Source organism: Pseudoxanthomonas sp. J31 (genome assembly GCF_000510725.1).
Classification (GTDB): Bacteria; Pseudomonadota; Gammaproteobacteria; order Xanthomonadales; family Xanthomonadaceae; genus Pseudoxanthomonas.
Genome location: NZ_AZNZ01000002.1, coordinates 227652 through 242931, shown reverse-complemented (window position 1 = coordinate 242931; position 15280 = coordinate 227652). Strand labels below are relative to the sequence as shown.

General features: G+C 59.2%; 18 protein-coding genes. 16 read left to right on the top strand and 2 right to left on the bottom strand.

What is annotated here, in order from left to right:
• Positions 1–641 precede the first annotated feature (641 nt).
• Positions 642–1649 (bottom strand): integron integrase, encoded by a 1008-nt coding sequence (locus PSEJ31_RS0104350; RefSeq protein WP_051403644.1) that lies wholly within the window; start codon positions 1647–1649, stop codon positions 642–644.
• A gap of 214 nt (positions 1650–1863) precedes the next feature.
• On the opposite strand from PSEJ31_RS0104350, the gene PSEJ31_RS17190 reads away from it, so the two are divergent.
• The 16 genes from PSEJ31_RS17190 to PSEJ31_RS0104315 all read left to right on the top strand — a co-directional run bounded on the left by PSEJ31_RS17190 (position 1864) and on the right by PSEJ31_RS0104315 (position 12788).
• Complete coding sequence (locus PSEJ31_RS17190) at positions 1864–2391, top strand: hypothetical protein (protein ID WP_147209287.1); 528 nt, start codon at positions 1864–1866, stop codon at positions 2389–2391.
• Between the two features lie 217 nt (positions 2392–2608).
• Positions 2609–2809, top strand: a complete 201-nt coding sequence (locus PSEJ31_RS0104345) for a hypothetical protein (protein ID WP_028914764.1) — start codon at positions 2609–2611, stop codon at positions 2807–2809.
• 80 nt (positions 2810–2889) lie between these two features.
• Positions 2890–3306: a hypothetical protein gene (locus PSEJ31_RS16835; RefSeq protein ID WP_147209285.1), complete on the top strand. Its 417-nt coding sequence runs from the start codon at positions 2890–2892 to the stop codon at positions 3304–3306.
• 74 nt (positions 3307–3380) lie between these two features.
• Positions 3381–4250 carry a hypothetical protein gene (locus tag PSEJ31_RS0104340; protein WP_028914763.1) on the top strand — a complete coding sequence of 290 codons (870 nt, stop codon included), beginning with the start codon at positions 3381–3383 and terminating at the stop codon, positions 4248–4250.
• 57 nt (positions 4251–4307) lie between these two features.
• The gene (locus tag PSEJ31_RS0104335) at positions 4308–4742 is read left to right on the top strand and encodes a hypothetical protein (protein ID WP_147209283.1); all 435 of its coding nucleotides are present in this window, start codon (positions 4308–4310) and stop codon (positions 4740–4742) included.
• A 72-nt stretch (positions 4743–4814) separates the two neighbouring features.
• Complete coding sequence (locus PSEJ31_RS16830; RefSeq protein ID WP_186828189.1) at positions 4815–5345, top strand: hypothetical protein; 531 nt, start codon at positions 4815–4817, stop codon at positions 5343–5345.
• A complete protein-coding gene (locus PSEJ31_RS16825; RefSeq protein ID WP_186828188.1) occupies positions 5305–6342 on the top strand; it encodes a hypothetical protein in 1038 nt (345 codons plus the stop codon). Before PSEJ31_RS16830 ends, PSEJ31_RS16825 begins: the two co-directional genes overlap by 41 nt.
• 21 nt (positions 6343–6363) lie before the next feature.
• Positions 6364–6891, top strand: a complete 528-nt coding sequence (locus tag PSEJ31_RS0104330) for a hypothetical protein (protein WP_232210970.1) — start codon at positions 6364–6366, stop codon at positions 6889–6891.
• A 115-nt stretch (positions 6892–7006) separates the two neighbouring features.
• A complete protein-coding gene (locus PSEJ31_RS16450) occupies positions 7007–7396 on the top strand; it encodes a hypothetical protein (RefSeq protein ID WP_084220797.1) in 390 nt (129 codons plus the stop codon).
• An 84-nt stretch (positions 7397–7480) separates the two neighbouring features.
• The gene (locus PSEJ31_RS16445) at positions 7481–8326 is read left to right on the top strand and encodes a GIY-YIG nuclease family protein (RefSeq protein ID WP_084220796.1); all 846 of its coding nucleotides are present in this window, start codon (positions 7481–7483) and stop codon (positions 8324–8326) included.
• Between the two features lie 70 nt (positions 8327–8396).
• Positions 8397–8792, top strand: coding sequence for a hypothetical protein (locus tag PSEJ31_RS16820; RefSeq protein WP_147209277.1), 396 nt, complete (start codon positions 8397–8399; stop codon positions 8790–8792).
• Positions 8793–8852: 60 nt separating this feature from the next.
• The gene (locus tag PSEJ31_RS16815) at positions 8853–9317 is read left to right on the top strand and encodes a hypothetical protein (protein ID WP_147209275.1); all 465 of its coding nucleotides are present in this window, start codon (positions 8853–8855) and stop codon (positions 9315–9317) included.
• Positions 9318–10026: 709 nt separating this feature from the next.
• Complete coding sequence (locus PSEJ31_RS16810) at positions 10027–10734, top strand: hypothetical protein (protein WP_147209271.1); 708 nt, start codon at positions 10027–10029, stop codon at positions 10732–10734.
• Between the two features lie 78 nt (positions 10735–10812).
• A complete protein-coding gene (locus PSEJ31_RS0104320) occupies positions 10813–11202 on the top strand; it encodes an MAPEG family protein (RefSeq protein WP_028914760.1) in 390 nt (129 codons plus the stop codon).
• A gap of 417 nt (positions 11203–11619) precedes the next feature.
• Positions 11620–12099: a hypothetical protein gene (locus PSEJ31_RS16805; RefSeq protein ID WP_147208044.1), complete on the top strand. Its 480-nt coding sequence runs from the start codon at positions 11620–11622 to the stop codon at positions 12097–12099.
• 134 nt (positions 12100–12233) lie between these two features.
• Positions 12234–12788 carry a hypothetical protein gene (locus PSEJ31_RS0104315; RefSeq protein ID WP_147208046.1) on the top strand — a complete coding sequence of 185 codons (555 nt, stop codon included), beginning with the start codon at positions 12234–12236 and terminating at the stop codon, positions 12786–12788.
• 579 nt (positions 12789–13367) lie between these two features.
• Here the strand turns inward: PSEJ31_RS0104315 and PSEJ31_RS15650 are convergent.
• Positions 13368–15278: an FUSC family protein gene (locus PSEJ31_RS15650; RefSeq protein WP_051403643.1), complete on the bottom strand. Its 1911-nt coding sequence runs from the start codon at positions 15276–15278 to the stop codon at positions 13368–13370.
• Positions 15279–15280 lie beyond the last annotated feature (2 nt).

The window sequence follows — 15280 nt, the reverse complement described above, 5'->3', positions numbered from 1 at the left end:
GTGGTACGGCCGTGACGGTCGTCCCGTCGCTTCAGTGGTCGCCAGGTTGCCGAATTACCCGGAATGCCGGAGGGACTGAGGGACTGATGGACTGAGGTCAAGGCACGGCGGCGGTCGCCGGGGCGCCCTGGCGTGTGGCCTGCTGCCGTCCCGCCCCCGGTCCTGGCCCTCGCGGGCGAGCACCTCCTCCTTTACCTCCCGGCAGCCGGCACACGCCATGGCGCTTCTGGCGTGGCGGGACGCGGGACGGTGGTGCGGGGCAGCCTCGACCTGGGGGCAGCCGGCCGGGTAGAGGCCAGAAACGGTTGATTGCGTGATTCCCACCCGGCGATGAGTGGCAATCGCTGGCGCGCCAGCGATTTCGATACGCGAACGAATGGAAATCAGTGGCCGTCGAGCAGTTTCCATACGCGGATGAATGGAAATCACTGGACGCCGAGCGGTTTCCATACGGCGACCAGCGATCAAGACTGGCGCGCCAGCGATTTGCATACGACGGTGAATGGAGATCACCGGCGTCCTAGTGATTTCGATACGCGCGCGCATGGAAATCAGCCGACGGCCAGTGATTTCCAGTCGAGGCCCAGTGGCAGACACTGGCGCGCACCCGGTCACAGGGCGCGCGTGGGGCGGGCGAGGGGTCAACGGTCCAGCGGACTGAGCACACCGAGCGCGCCGCGGTTGAGCACGTGCGTGTAGATCTGGGTGGTGGCCACGTCCTTGTGGCCCAGCAGCTCCTGCACCGTGCGGATGTCGGCGCCGGACTCCAGCAGGTGCGTGGCGAAACAATGGCGCAGGGTGTGCGGGGTGACCGGCTTGTCGAAGCCGGCCTCGCGCGCCGCCCGGCGCACCGCCGACTGCAGCACCTTCTCGTCGATATGGTGGCGCCGCCTCACCCCGTCGCGCGGGTCGACCGAAATGCGCGTGGCCGGGAACACGTACTGCCATCCCGGCTCCGCGGCCGCGTTGGGATACTTGCGTGCCAGCGCGTGCGGCAGGTGCACCCGGCCCAGGCCACAGGCAAGGTCGCGTGCATGCAACAGGCGCACCTCCGCGAGCTGGCGCATCAGCGGCTCGCGCAGCGCGCCTGGGAGCACCGTCATCCGGTCCTTGCCGCCCTTGCCATCGCGGATGGTCAGCTCGTTGCGCTCCAGGTCCACGTCCTTGACCCGCAGCCGCGCGCACTCCATCAGGCGCAGCCCGCTGCCGTAGAGCAGCCCGGCCATCAACGCCTCCCGCCCGGACAGGCGCTCCAGCAGCCGCACCACCTGCGCGCGCGACAGCACCACCGGCAGCCGCCGCGGCCGCTTGGCACGGACCACGTTCTCCATCCACGGCAGCTCGATGCCCAGCACCTCCCGATAGAGGAAGAGCAGGGCGGCCAGCGCCTGGTTCTGGGTGCTGGCGGCCACGTTGTCCCGCGTCGCCAACCCGGTGAGAAACGCCTCCACCGCCGCCCCGTCCAGCTCCGCCGGATGCCGCGGCAGCCACGCCCGGACATACCGGCGGATCCAGTACAGATACGCCTGCTCCGTGCGCAGGCTGTAGTGTTTCAGGCGCAAACGCGCGCGCACCTGGTCAAGTAACCGGGGCGCCCCTCCGGGTGTTACACCCCCGCTTATCGCGGCCTGCTCGCCGTCATAAGACATATCGCGGCCTCCTTGCCGCCGAAACCGCAAGGGTGCCGCGGCGGTCAGTGGGTCACCATCAGGCAAATGCCTGATTCGAGTAAGACTTCGTCAATTGACGCGGTAAGGGACCCAGCCGCAGACTCGGGGCTACACCCCGGTTTGGGGTCTACTGGTAGTTATGCCCCTATCACCTACCCAACTTGCTGAGACGGTTGCTAAGGCCAACGAGGCCTTGGCCGCTATCCAAGAGAACTACGGTCGCAGCAATGTCGCTGAGGCGCGGATTCGCTTTCCTCGTGGTTTCATTCTTCCCGCTGCTACCTACCGGAGCACTCTTCCCAATATCGGCACAGAGGTTCAGCGACGTAACGCGTGCTATGCCTCGATGACTCTGGATGTCTTTCGTTGGCTATGCGTCCGTACGGATCTGTCTGGCGCCGCTCTGAGCATGATCGTAAAAGAGGCAATCTGCATCATTGGCGCACTCTGTGAGTGGCTAACCAAAGAAGCCACGCGCGGTGGCGGCAGTCGCAGGTCATACACCGTTCGCACTGCGCGTCTGGTAACGAGCGGCGTGATCAACGCCGAACTGAAGGCTGAGCTGGATTGGGTGTGGGACATCCGGTGCAACGAGCATCTCCACGAGGTAACGTCGCTGGAGCATGAGATGTATTCCCGCGCTGACTACAATCGGGCACTTGCAGCATACAAAGCACTTAAGACGGCCTTGGTTACAGAGCATGGCGCGGCCAGGGCATAACTATTCGTTCAAGCCGACGCCGCTTCGCGGCGCGGCTTAACTCAGGTGTTAGACCAACATGGGAGGTGTCATGGCAACTCGATCCAAGAAGCCTACGAAGTCTGCGTCTACGTCGGGAACGACGGCGGCTCCAGCGAAAGCCAAGGGCGCGCCGAGAAACCAGAAGAACTTGATCCCCGTGCAGTCGGGGCATGTTGCCGTTTACGCGAGTCCGCGAGTGTCCCGCGCCCTCGATGAGATTACGGAGGACATGACGCTTTATCACGGCGTTCGTCTCTCGCAGGTTCTTGAGGCGGTCTACACTCAGGGCAAGAAGGACGGCGCTCGCACAGCCTTTGAGGAACTAGACAAAAAGATCCGGGAGGTCCACAAGGCCGTGCCGCACAAGAACCCGGGGAAACCCAAGAAGACGAAATAGTTGGTCTAACAATTCGCCCAAGCCGACGCCGCTTCGCGGCGCGGCTTAACTCAGGTGTTAGGCAGGCAAGGGGGATTTTCGTGACCCACAAAAGCACGCTCCGACTGATGTTGATTGGTTTGGTTGCGGCGATTGGGATTGGCATCCTTACCTACTCGGTTCGAGTCGCACCTGAGAGGCGCAGCCTTGAAAGGCTCGTGCAGGAGTGCACAAAGCCAAACCCATTTGATCAATTTGACCCGCCCTCATCCGAGCCACAAGGCAAAGACTCGCCCAAGCTCGTTTGCGACCCGCAAGTTCTCCAAAGTCTAGGCGGAGCTACCGGCATTCAAAGAGAGTTGGTTGATGTACAAGGCCGGATCGATAACATCAAGGAGGACGTTGCCGGGATCGCCCTTGTAGTTCTACTACTGTTTTCCCTGCCATACCTTTGGTACTTCTTACTTCGTCGCATTAAAGAGCTGCGTGATGTGTTGGCGGGCCGCGAGTCTGCCTAACAATTCATTCAAGCCGAAGCCGCTTCGCGGCTCGGCTTAATTCAGGTGTTAGCCACTCAATGCGGTAGGAAGGTATGAGCAAGCGAGAATTCAGCCATTCGCGCCCGCTGGAAAGCGGATCACGCGCCGCGCTCAGCTACTTCTGGGCCAGTGCCTGTGATCTGCGGCTCCTCAATTTCGTCACAGATACTGTCCTTACCGGGGACTACGGTATGCGCGTGCTCCAAGACGCCCTGGACGGTAAGGACGGCTACAAGGAGTTCGATCCGGTAAAGCTTGCCAAGAATGAGCCCGGGCCCCGCACGCAAGCCTTTCGCGACTCAAGGCAAGAGTTCATCGAAATGTTCCTCAGTAGGGCCGTCGATAACTTTCAGGTGTACGTCGTCGAGATTCTCCGCGAGGTTCTGCACAAGCAGCCGCGAATCCTGAGCTCAAGCAAGCAAGAGCTAACCTTGGGCTATGTCCTTCAGTTCGACTCGATCGACAGCCTTACTAAGGATTGGATCGAAGGAAAAGTTGCTAGCCTCTCTTATGACGGCTTTGGTGACTTAGAGGATTGGTGCCAGTCTCGAGGCATTCCCATCCTGGTTCCCGAGGGAAAGCGCGAGCATATTGTCGAACTGATCGCCACGCGCAATCTTATCGTTCACAACCGCGGCATCGTGGACGAACGCTACAGAAAGGCAGTGCCTGCAACCAAGTTCGAGACGGGCAAGCAGCGAGCCCTAGAAGTGGAAGACCTGCTGAGCGCCAAAGATTTGCTTGACTACGTGGTCAACGCAACCGATGGCGCGGTATCAGCGAAGTTTGGCTTGCCGCAAGTCGAGGTGCGAGCCGAGGTGAGCGCACGATCGCAGAAGAGGTGGCCGCGCAGATCGTCGAACCGGCCGCAACCGGAGACGCAAAGCCTGCCGTCGGCCCCTTCGGAAGGCGGCGGCGGCTAACAATTCGTCCAAGCCGACGCCGCTCCGCGGCGCGGCTTAACTCGGGCGTTAGACCGCATGGACAGAATCACGATCCATCCACCGTTCTTCCTAGTTGAGTCGCAGCAGGACTGTTGGAAATGCGGGCAAAGCTGTGCCGTGTACGGTTTCATCGCAAGCGAGATCACCGGGGACGATGGGCCAGCTTTCGAGGGCCCGTACTTTCTGCAGAACGTAGAAGAGCTGCCCGCTCCGCTGGCAGAGTCACTGCCTGTGGGCGAAGAGTCTTTTGCCAAGGTCGGCTCGCTCACCGCAGGCTTCGCCTACTACGCGAACATCTGCAAGTGTGGCGCAAACTTCGGCGACCACTATCTGTTTTCTAAGCCGGGTGGCGCATTCTTCCCGCTCGGCCCCAAAGACTTGGCCAAGATTAAGCTCGTCCCTGTTGAATCGTCCCAGGCTTTTGAAGTGGCTGCAAGCTACGGAACCGTACCCACCGGGCTTGCGGTCTAACAATTCGTCCAAGCCGACGCCGCTTCGCGGCGCGGCTTAACTCAGGTGTTGGGCTTTATTTGGCGGCTACTCATGACCCATAGCGTCCACATCTATCCGCACAATGATCTCTTGAACCTTGCGCACTACCACCACGAGACGATCAACAGAAAAGTCAACGAGAAAATCGAGGACGCCGTGGCATTGGATTGCATGAGTTGCGTTGTGGCGCTGGCATTCTCAGTGGAAGCGCTAATCAACTTCATCGGCAGCAAGTGCGTTTCAGGTTGGAAAGAACGCAGGCCATTTCCCGAAAAGATCAAAGAGGTAATGACGACACTCGGCTTGTGCTACGACGAAAGCATCGAGCCGTATCTAACGGTCGCCACCCTGAAGACCATAAGAGACCAGATTGCGCATGGCCAGCCGATAGAGAAAACAGCGCATGTATCTTCCAAGGCCGACCTGAAAGAAGTAATGAAAGCGGCTTGGGACAGCTATTTGACGCCAGCCTTCTGCAATCTCGCGTATATGCAAGTACAAGATTTCGAGCGGCAGTTGCTGGAGCGTTCAGGAATCCCAATTGAAGCAACGATTACGTCAGCGTTCGGACAGAGCGCATGAAAATGAGAGGGCGCAAAGCGTGTTTGATTTCCTGAAAAAGACTTTTGGCAGCCAAAACAGCGGCGATGACATCATTGCAATGTTGATGGAACACTCACAGAAATTCGTTCTCATCGGCAGGCAGATCGCCGATGACTGCGTTGAGGAGGGCTTAAGAAAAGGCGAAATCGTCAAGCTGTCAGAGATGGAGAAATTCATTGCATCGAATCATTTGTACAACACACAGGCGGTCGTAAACGGCTTTCTTACCCGCATACAGGACTACATTGCGGCCGAAGAGATCATCAACCTGTCGGTGGAAGGTGGCGATGCCATCTTCGTTCACAAAAATCATGTTGCGGCATTTCTTCAGAAGATTAGGAGCGGTGAATCTGCTCAAGAAAGCGAATCCCATCACGATGAAGTTCAAGACACCGCAGGCGATGAAATCCTGAGAGGTCAGGAAGCTCTTGCGCATGAGGTGGCCCTTTTCCTAAGCGACATCAAAAACGCCTCAGAGTCGCTGGCGAAGCTGCTGGAAGGAATCTTACCCGCAAGGAAAGCCATCGAGCTTCTTGCCCAACGGAAAGGAGAACGCGTGGTGCCCACATCGGGCTGGACAGTGAACGCCACCCTCGGATACTCAGGCGGCACACGTCAAGGTTTCATTCGGGTTGAAGATCCAAAGCTTGTCAGCTTTCTTCAGCTTGATAATCCAAAGGTCTACGTCATGATCGGAGCCAAAACCAAGAAGCTATTCGGAGAGGGCGATAACTATGGCGGTTACTTCGCATTCAGCTATTACGTGCATTCCGGCAGCATCGTCAATGAAGACAGGCAGAACAGTATTCGGAAGGACCTTCAATTCATAGACGACATTCTTCGTCAATATAATTTTCCAACCTCGCTACCAGATTTATTGCAGCGTGCTGGCTACCAAAACCTCGCCCGTAAGTGGGCAGCTATAGCCCAACAAGGCGCTCCAGCGGACGTGTCCGCTTCGCGGCCACGCCGCTGAGCTTAGGCGTTAGGCACCCCGATGCCCATTCCAGCCACTCGTGAAAACCTCAGTGCCGCTCTTGTACGGGCCGACGAATCGTCGCGGGCCGCTCGCGTAGAGCGAATTGAGTGGCTGGCTCAGCACTACTTCCATCCCGGTGCCGTGATGGGTGAGCTGGCCGTGCTCCACATGCTGGAAGAGGCTCGGCTCTGTTTCATTTCCGGTCACTTCGTGGGCGCGTTGCTCCTCGCCACGTCCTTCGTAGAGCAGACCCTTAGTGAAGAACTTGAAAGCGTGGTGCCTGTACAAGAGCGCCGCACATTCGAGCTCATGATCAAAGCTGGCCGGCAACACCTGCCACTGCCTAGCGATCTGTTTGACCGCACTGACAGGCTTCGCCTACTCCGCAATCCGTTCACTCACCGCAAAGCGCCTGATCACCCCGACGCGTTCGGCACGCGATTCCTCGCTACCAAAGCGCACCCCGCTATGATTCTGGAAGCGGATGCGAAGCTAGCCATGGAGGTCATGTATGAGTGGTTCCGGCGTACGCAGCGGAGTACCTAACAATTCGTCCAAGCCGACGCCGCTTCGCGGCGCGGCTTAACTCAGGTTTTAGGGCCCAGCCGGAGACTCTCGGTTGCGCTACACTGAAACCGCTTCAGCCACAGGGGGAACATTTATGAAGCAGATTCTCGTTTGTGCAGCACTGCTGCTCGTCACCTCCACTGCTTTCGCTCAATCGTCCACTTATCAGCGCATTGGAAGTACCACGTACCAGAACAACGACGACAGCACTTCCAGCACATATCAGCGCATTGGAAATACTACCTATCGCAACGATTCAGATGGCACGAGCGGCACCTACCAGACTATCGGCAATACCACTTATCGAAACGATAGTGATGGCTATAGCAGCACTCGCCAGCGGATCGGCAACACTATGTATGAGACTGGCAGCGATGGTCGCACCAGCACCACTCAGCGCATCGGCAGTACGTCTTACACGACCGACAGTGATGGAAATACCCGTACCTGCCAAACAATTGGCTCAACTGTCTATTGCAACTAAGCGCGGGCCTGGGTCCTAACAATTCATTCAAGCCGAAGCCGCTTCGCGGCTCGGCTTAACTCTAGCGTTATACGGACAACACACATGCCTAGCGCCACGATCAAAATCTACCTGCCCCACGGCGACCCGAAGCGTCTGCGGACTGGTGAGATTTCCAACTGGTCGGGGAAAGCCGTCGCGGGCCCGCGAACAGAGCTCGACCAGCTCCTTAAGCGCGAGGAGGCGGCCAATGTCGGCGTCTACTTGCTCACTGGCGTAGACCCATTGTCCGGTGGTCCAGCCGTTTATATTGGCGAAGCAGAGTCGATTCAATCGCGCCTCAGGCAGCACGTAGATAAGGACTTCTGGAACCACGTCGTTTACTTCACGAGCAAAGACGAGAACCTAACCAAGTCCCATATCCGCTACCTGGAAGGCCGACTCATCGAACTGGCAAAGCTCGCTGGCCGGGCGAGCCTTACGAACTCTCAGGCAACAACGTCAAAGCTTCCCGAGTCTGATCGCGCGGATATGGAAATCTTCCTCGAGAAGATCGAGCAGTTGCTTCCCGCTCTAGGAGTGGAAGTGCTGGTGCCCATCGCCGCCCCACCCGAGTCCAAAGAAGAGGCGCGCCTCCTTTTCTGTGAGATCGGTGGCCTCAAGGCCAGCGGGCACCTCACACCAAACGGCATCGTGGTGCTTGCTCAGTCGCAGGCTGTTCCCTCGCTCCGCCCCTCAGCTAAAGACTACCCTTGGGTCGTTAACGCTCGTGAGCAGCTCCTCAAAGATGGCGTGTTGGCGCCGGCCGACGGGTACCTTGTGTTCACCAAGAATCACGAGTTCTCTAGCCCAAGTGCAGCAGCAGCGGTAATCCATGGTGGCACGGCAAATGGTCGAACGGCATGGAAGGACGCCAGCGGGAAAACCCTGAAGCAACTCGAGTCCGTATAACAATTCGTTCAAGCCGACGCCGCTTCGCGACGCGGCTTAACTCAGGTGTTAGCCTGCAGAGGGAGACTCTATGTTCTTTGGGAAACATCGGAAACTCGCCAAGATGATTGATACATTTGCGGAGACTTGGAGTTCCGCCCAAGCAATGGACGCAATGCTTTCTGGCGCCAATCCTCCGAAGGTATGGGCACCGTATTACGCAATCTTGTACGGCGCCGCTGATAGCCTCGCTCAATCCATTGGCGCGGACATTGGCACTACCAAACGCGCGCTGCTACTCCACCTCAAGCAATATTCAAACGCCGCCGAGGTTTTTGACAGAATCGCCGATTCAATCCATGACCCAATGCTGCGTCCTTGGATCATTCAAGCTGGAGAGGCAGTTCATGCAATGCGCACCGGCGCCAAAGATCCGGCCCAAGCACTTTTGCCATTGGCTGAGCGGTACCGCCTAGCTGCAGGCTAACAATTCATTCAAGCCGATGCCGCTTCGCGGCACGGCTTAATTCTGGCGTTAGGGCTCATCATGACGGAACCTCGCAATATCCAGATCTTCCAGGAGCTCACGGCCCGGATCCTCGATCGTCTCTATCGGGAGTTCCCAAACCCTGTCTTACTCGACGTTCAAGCAATCGGCCAGGAAGTGGCCAATCTCCTTGAGAGCCCCGAAGAAGAGCAGTTCCGGGTGCTTACTCAGGATTCCGTTGGCGCAATGAACTTCCTGGCAAAAGAAGGGTTCATAGAGTGCCGCCCAGATCAACGTTATCTGGAGCAGCCTGAGACGGTGTTCCCGGAATCGGTGCTAACCCTCAAAGGCTTCACTCTGCTTGGAGCAGTCCCTGCTGCCGTTAACGAGGGAATTGAGCGTCGTCCCATTGCGGAGCAATTGTCGGACGCGCTCAATGATGGGGCTCGCGCGACAGTGGGTGAGCTCGTCAAGAAGCTATTCCTCGGTGCATTGACAATAGGGTCCTCGGCGTTTGTCGGGTGAGCCCTAACAATGCGTTCAAGCCGAAGCCGATTCGTTACGCAAAGCACATGGCAGGTACAGCTTGCCATGTGCTTCGCTCCACTACGCGTCTCGGCTTAACTTAGGTGTTAGGCGCTACAGGGGGAGTATCCGATGCCTGTCGGAAGAAGAATGTTGCTGCTTGGACTGCTCGGGGCGATTGCCTCTACGCTACCGATGGAGTCGGAGGCGCGGCGCGGGAGAGTTAGGATTGGCGGGCGCGGATTGGCTCCTGGAGCCAGACATAGCGGCCCCGTCCTAACGAGGGAGCAACTTAGACAGTGTGTCACCGAGCAGAATCAGATCAACGGCCAAGAAGACGCGGTCGAGCGACTCCAATCGTCATTGCGGGCAGATGAGACCAAGATCAACACACTTGAGGCCCGCATAACATCAATGGAGCCTCACGTTGACGTGTACAACCAACAAGCCGTCGACAGGTTCAATGCGCTGATCAACGATCACAGAAGGTTGGTTGGCACATACAACTCCAAACTTCCAGCTGTCAATGCAAGAGTCGATGCTCTTAACGCAGCTGTTGACAGATTCAATGCGCGCTGCGCCGATCGCGCCTACTACGACCATGACATGACGGCCATACTTGCTGGCAAGTAGCGCCTAACAATTCGTCCAAGCCGATGCCGCTTCGCGGCACGGCTTAACTCCGGAGTTAGATCTCACTGGAAGACTCATGGCACTCCTACCACCTAACCAAATTCGAGAGCTTTGTCACTTCGCTTCGCTCTCAGATAAAGAGATTCGGAGTGATCTCATAATTGGCGAAATCGCTAGCGAGAACGACTACACCTCGAACTTTACGGGCGCGCTTCGACGAAACATCAATTCCTACAGCCACACAGGCTTAAAGGCTAAATCCTTCGTCCTTCGTCCCCCGGAAGAGCGAGAGACGGGGTGTGATGCAGCCATCATTGTCCGAAGGGGCCGTATCGGGAAGATTCTGCTCATAGAAGGGAAGTGGCCGCGGCTTTCTACGGCGAATTACAAGTGGGACTCAAAGCAGACCTCTTCGGGCTTATCCCACTTTTCCGACCAGCTCAGCCGCCAGAGCACGTTTGCAAACCGCTACGCGATCGTCGAGATGTTCTACGACGAGCAGGCGTTTGGAGCGTCTGCCTCTTACATGCAACCTGACGGGTCTGCTTGCGTATGGCACCGCGATGCAGTCGCATTTGAAAGCTCCCGGGGTGGTGCACCAAACGTGTGGAGCCAAGCCGAGCTTATCGCAATGCTTAGCCAAGGCACACATGACATTGCTCACATCGTCGAGCAGGTCTGCTTGTGCGTGGAGGGCATACCGATGGGCATGCCAGATAGCCCCCGGATCGACATCCTGGATTTTCCTCTGCCATCGAATGTTCTAGAGATTTCCGCCGAGTGAGATCTAACAATTCATTCAAGCCGACGCCGCTCTGCGTCGCGGCTTAACTCAGACGTTAGGCATTACGGAGAGATTTTCATGATCTGGACTATTTACGCTGCTCTACTTAGCTTGTTCTTCGCATTTCTCACTTTCCGCACCATTCGCCTTAGGCAGCGCTACCGCGTTTCGCTCGGTCACGGAAAGAATCTTCTCCTAATGCGGGCCATCCGCGTCCACGGTAACTTCGCCGAGTACGTGCCGCTCGGACTGCTCCTTATGGCAGCGTCTGAGCAACTGGGTGCGCCGAGTCTGCTGGTTCATTCCCTTGGCAGCCTGTTGGCGCTCGGTCGGCTCGTCCATGCCTACGGAGTGTCGCAGGAGAACGAAGTCTTGCGATTTCGGGTCACTGGCATGGCGCTTACGTGCATCTGTTACGTCCTCGCCGCTGGGTATATCCTGCTTTCAGCGTTTTCTGGTAATGCCTAACAATTCATTCAAGCCGACGCCGCTTCGCGGCGCGGCTTAATTCAGGCGTTAGACCCCGCAAGACAGATGACTGAGCCTTCCAACAGCTGGAATACCCTCGCCCCGCATATCCTTGTTGTGGCGCTACTTCTGTGGGCGCTTCTTCCTTCCAATCCGTATGGATACTACTCTGTTATGCGATGGATCGTTTGTGCAATTTTCGTTTATTTGGCAGTCAAGTCACACGAACAGCAACAGCAGACTTGGGTCTGGGTATGGGGAGTTCTCGCAGGGATCTACAATCCGATCTTTCCAGTGCATGCTACGAGAGAGTTTTGGTCACTCGTTAACATCGCCACGATCGCGGCCGTAGTCTTTGGCGCGTTCAAAACTCGCAACAGTGATTCGTAATCACTGAGGAAAAGCAGGGGGAGCAACGTGAACGTAAAAGAGACATTAGGTGCTATCGGCGGATTCGCGCTTTTCTTGGCCATTGCCGCCGTCGGTATAGCTATTGTTACCGCCTTTATCCTTGGCGGCGTGTGGGTCAGTAAACACCTATTGCCTTGGCTTACTCTAATTTCACTAGTAGCGTTCGCCATTGTTATTTTTGTGCTCTTGCCTCTGGCCATTCCTCGAGCTACACGAGGCTTCTCAAGCGTATCGATTCTCATAGCATCCTATGTATTCGGCGCTACGCTGTGGATGTTCGGCCTGCTACTCACGTACTTCACATGGGGAATTTTCGCTGTAATTGTTGGCCTGGTGCTCATGGGCGTTGGCGTTGTTCCAGTTGCCCTACTTGCAACTCTTTTCAATGGCATGTGGGGACCGTTCTTCACTCTTGTGCTGTTGATCATCGCAACCTTTGGTTGCCGCATTGGCGCGATGTCACTCGCAGAGAGTTTAGAGAGATAGCAGCGGGGTCTAACAATTCGTTCAAGCCGAACTTGCTTCGTTACACCAAAGCCATGGCAGAAAAAGCTTGCCATGGCTTTGGCTCCACTACACAAGTCGGCTTAACTCAGGCGTTAGGCCGCATATGACATGTCATGGCTAATCTGATCATTACACGCGCCATAGCTACGAGAGCTCGTATCAAACGAGATCACTTGGGCGAAGCTCGGCCAACCGACGCGCCGCTTGGTAATTGGTACGTGACGTTCCTGCCAATGGCAGAGCGGAATGCCTTTGTGTACATGAGTAGTCGCACTCAGCTGAGCTTCCTCATGCTGGAGGGAGAGCGCCTCACGCCCGAAAAGCTGTTCATTAGCCTGGTTCGGGGCATTTCCCTAGTGCTTGAGCTTGCCGGTTACCCCGGGCATGTGCGGGAGCGAGTGATGAATGGGTATCGCTCTGTTGCATTTGCGCGAGCTTCCGATCTTTCCCAGCTCGGCGTGCTGACTAACTGCGCGCTCGACTATGAAGGCTTCATCGAGCAAGATGGTGGCTTGAATCGCTGCAGTTTTGACCAGCTGGTAATTGAAATGAACGCCCGGCCATCCAAGAAGCTGGGGTTCAGTACGCCACTTGAAGAGACCGCTAAGGCGCTCGGCGTGCTGCCTAACAAATCATTCAAGCCGATGCCGCTTAGCGGCACGGCTTAATTCTGGTGTTAGGTGTGCAAGGGGAATTCGGGATGAACTGGGAGCTATCTCTCTCCGCAATGGCGCTTCTAGCGGCCAGCCTAGCTGCCCTCTATGCCCGCTGGAGTGCGAGGGAAGCCAAGAGGTCTAATGACATCGGACGCCTCAACGCGCTTCTGGCGCTTCGGACTCATTACCTTGCATTGATGAGACACCAAGAGCACCTCGCAAAGGTTCTGAGCAACTCTCCAGCCGGACTTCAGGCAGTGCACGAAACGTACGCCGACTTAGACACAAAACTGCGGGAGGTTAGTCGTGAGATCGACAAGCAGCATGCTGGTATCGTCGGCTAGCACACCTAACAATTCATTCAAGCCGACGCCGCTTCGCGGCGCGGCCTAATTCAGGCGTTAGAACGTGATGGGGGAGATCACGGTGGCCGAAGAAGAAACCCAGGGTTCCGAAGAATTCGCTCTCTACATTGACTTCGTAGAGGGTCGCGGCTCGCCTTCCCGAGTCTTCCACTCCATGGGCGACTGGGTTTACACAGCTAGACCGGCGCGCCGTGCCACTGCCAGCTGACCGTCTTCGCCAGCCTGCTCAGGAGGCCCGGAGTTTCTGCCGCAGGAACCGGTGCAGGTCACCCAGGTCGCCGGCGAACAGCGGGGGCAGCCCGTGTGGCAGGCGCGGCGGTGGCTCGCCGTGGGTCCAGGCCCGCGACAGGCTGGACAGGGCCTCGACCGCCGCATCCATGCTTCCCGGATCGTCCGCGGGCGCCTGCGGGAGGGCCTTGGCGGAGGCCTGGGCCGAATCCCGTGCCGGCGCCTCGGCCTCTGCTTCCCGTTCCAGGTCCCAGCACGCGGCCAGCACCCGGTAGACCAGGCGCTGGCAGGCGGCGACCGCGGGCCAGTGCTCGCTGGCGCTGCGGCGCTCCTCCGCCGAGCCGTCCAGGGCCTGGTCCAGCGCCTGCTCCAGCAGGAAGCTGCGGTGCTGCAGGTCGCGGCGATCGATCCGCGCCTGCGGCGTGGTCACCTCGCCGCGCTCCAGGTGCGGGCAAACCCGCCGGATCGCCAGCAGGCACTGGCCGATCTCCGAGGCCACGGTGCGTGCATTGGCGCGCGGCGGCAGCAGGCGGAAGGCCAGCAGGGCGCAGGCACAGCCGATCACGGTGTCCACGCCGCGTGCCAGCAGCATGCCGGGGATGTCGTCCACGGCCTGGCCGCCGCTGGCGATGGTCAGCGCCGCGCTGGTGATGAACACCACCGCCAGCGCGTAGTTGCGGACCACCACCATCTCGATGGTGAACTGCAGCGCCATCACCGTCAGCACCAGCCATGGCCCGGTCGGATGCAGCCAGAGGATGGCGCCGGCCAGGGCGAGCCCGGCCAGGGTGCCGAGGGTGCGCTCGAGGCTGCGTTGCAGGGTGCGCGGCCAGGTCAGGCCCTGGTGCAGCATCAGCAGGGCCGCGGCCACCGCCCAGTACGCGCGCTCCAGGTCCAGGGCGCCGGCGACCAGGCCGGCGGCGAGGCAGGCGATGCCGATGCGCAGCAGCTGGCGGCGCGGGTTGGAGCCGGGTGCCAGGCCTTCGCGCAGCAGGGTCCAGGAGCGCGGGTAACCGTGCGGCACGGTGCCGGCCGGCAGCGTGCGCGGACGCCGGATCGCTTCCTGCTGGACCTCCTCGCCCAGCTGGACGGCGTGCCGCAGGAGTTGTGCGCGGCGTTCGGCCGGCAGGTCGGGGTCGTGGCTGGCCGCGAAGGTCTGGTGCAGCTCGCGGTTGATCCCGCGCAGCCGGGCCAGCTCGCCGTTCGGGCGCGCCGGGATCGGCTGGAAGCCCACCAGCATCTGCCAGCTGTCGTAGAGGGCCTGGGCCGCACGCCGGCGGGCGCGTGGATGCCCGTTGGCGTCGGCGGAGATCGCCGCGGCCACCGCGCGGGCGGCGGCAAGCACCGCGCGCCGCTCCGGCTTGCGTGGATGCAGCAGGATGCCGACGGTGTGCAGCAGCCAGGCACCCATGCCGCCGCCCAGCACCAGCAGGCCGGCCTGCCAGGGCGGCAGGTGGGCGGCCGGGATCGCGGTGCTGGCGGCACAGGCGAGCACGAACAGGTAGGCGCCGGCCGGGCCGATGCGCATGGCGTTGCACAGCCAGGTCGCGAACATCGCCACCAGGGCCAGTGCCGGCAGGATGGCCCAGGCATGCGGCTGCAGCCACAGCCCGAACATCACCGCCACGGCGAAGCCCAGCGCCACCGCCGCCAGGGCGATGGCGCGGGCGGCATAGGGACGGTCGCCGCAGTACAGGGCGGTGAAGCCACCGATGGTGGCCATCATGCCGGCCGCCGTATCCCCGGCCAGCCAGCCGGCGAGGACCGGGATGCCCATGGCCAGGGCGGCGCGCAGCGAGAAACCGAGCCGGCCAGGCGGCAGCGGGCGCACGTGGCGGATCTCGCGCAGCAGGCCTTGCGGCCCGGGGGAAGGAGGCTCCGGGACCGGGGGCAGGCGCGCGTTCGACATGC

Coding starts and splice junctions, on each gene's coding strand:
- PSEJ31_RS0104350 (WP_051403644.1), bottom strand. CDS start 1,649: ATGTCTTATGACGGCGAGCAGGCCGCGATAAGCGGGGGTGTAACACCC.
- PSEJ31_RS0104340 (WP_028914763.1), top strand. CDS start 3,381: ATGAGCAAGCGAGAATTCAGCCATTCGCGCCCGCTGGAAAGCGGATCA.
- PSEJ31_RS0104335 (WP_147209283.1), top strand. CDS start 4,308: ATGGACAGAATCACGATCCATCCACCGTTCTTCCTAGTTGAGTCGCAG.
- PSEJ31_RS16830 (WP_186828189.1), top strand. CDS start 4,815: ATGACCCATAGCGTCCACATCTATCCGCACAATGATCTCTTGAACCTT.
- PSEJ31_RS0104330 (WP_232210970.1), top strand. CDS start 6,364: ATGCCCATTCCAGCCACTCGTGAAAACCTCAGTGCCGCTCTTGTACGG.
- PSEJ31_RS16450 (WP_084220797.1), top strand. CDS start 7,007: ATGAAGCAGATTCTCGTTTGTGCAGCACTGCTGCTCGTCACCTCCACT.
- PSEJ31_RS16445 (WP_084220796.1), top strand. CDS start 7,481: ATGCCTAGCGCCACGATCAAAATCTACCTGCCCCACGGCGACCCGAAG.
- PSEJ31_RS16820 (WP_147209277.1), top strand. CDS start 8,397: ATGTTCTTTGGGAAACATCGGAAACTCGCCAAGATGATTGATACATTT.
- PSEJ31_RS16815 (WP_147209275.1), top strand. CDS start 8,853: ATGACGGAACCTCGCAATATCCAGATCTTCCAGGAGCTCACGGCCCGG.
- PSEJ31_RS16810 (WP_147209271.1), top strand. CDS start 10,027: ATGGCACTCCTACCACCTAACCAAATTCGAGAGCTTTGTCACTTCGCT.
- PSEJ31_RS0104320 (WP_028914760.1), top strand. CDS start 10,813: ATGATCTGGACTATTTACGCTGCTCTACTTAGCTTGTTCTTCGCATTT.
- PSEJ31_RS0104315 (WP_147208046.1), top strand. CDS start 12,234: ATGGCTAATCTGATCATTACACGCGCCATAGCTACGAGAGCTCGTATC.
- PSEJ31_RS15650 (WP_051403643.1), bottom strand. CDS start 15,278: ATGTCGAACGCGCGCCTGCCCCCGGTCCCGGAGCCTCCTTCCCCCGGG.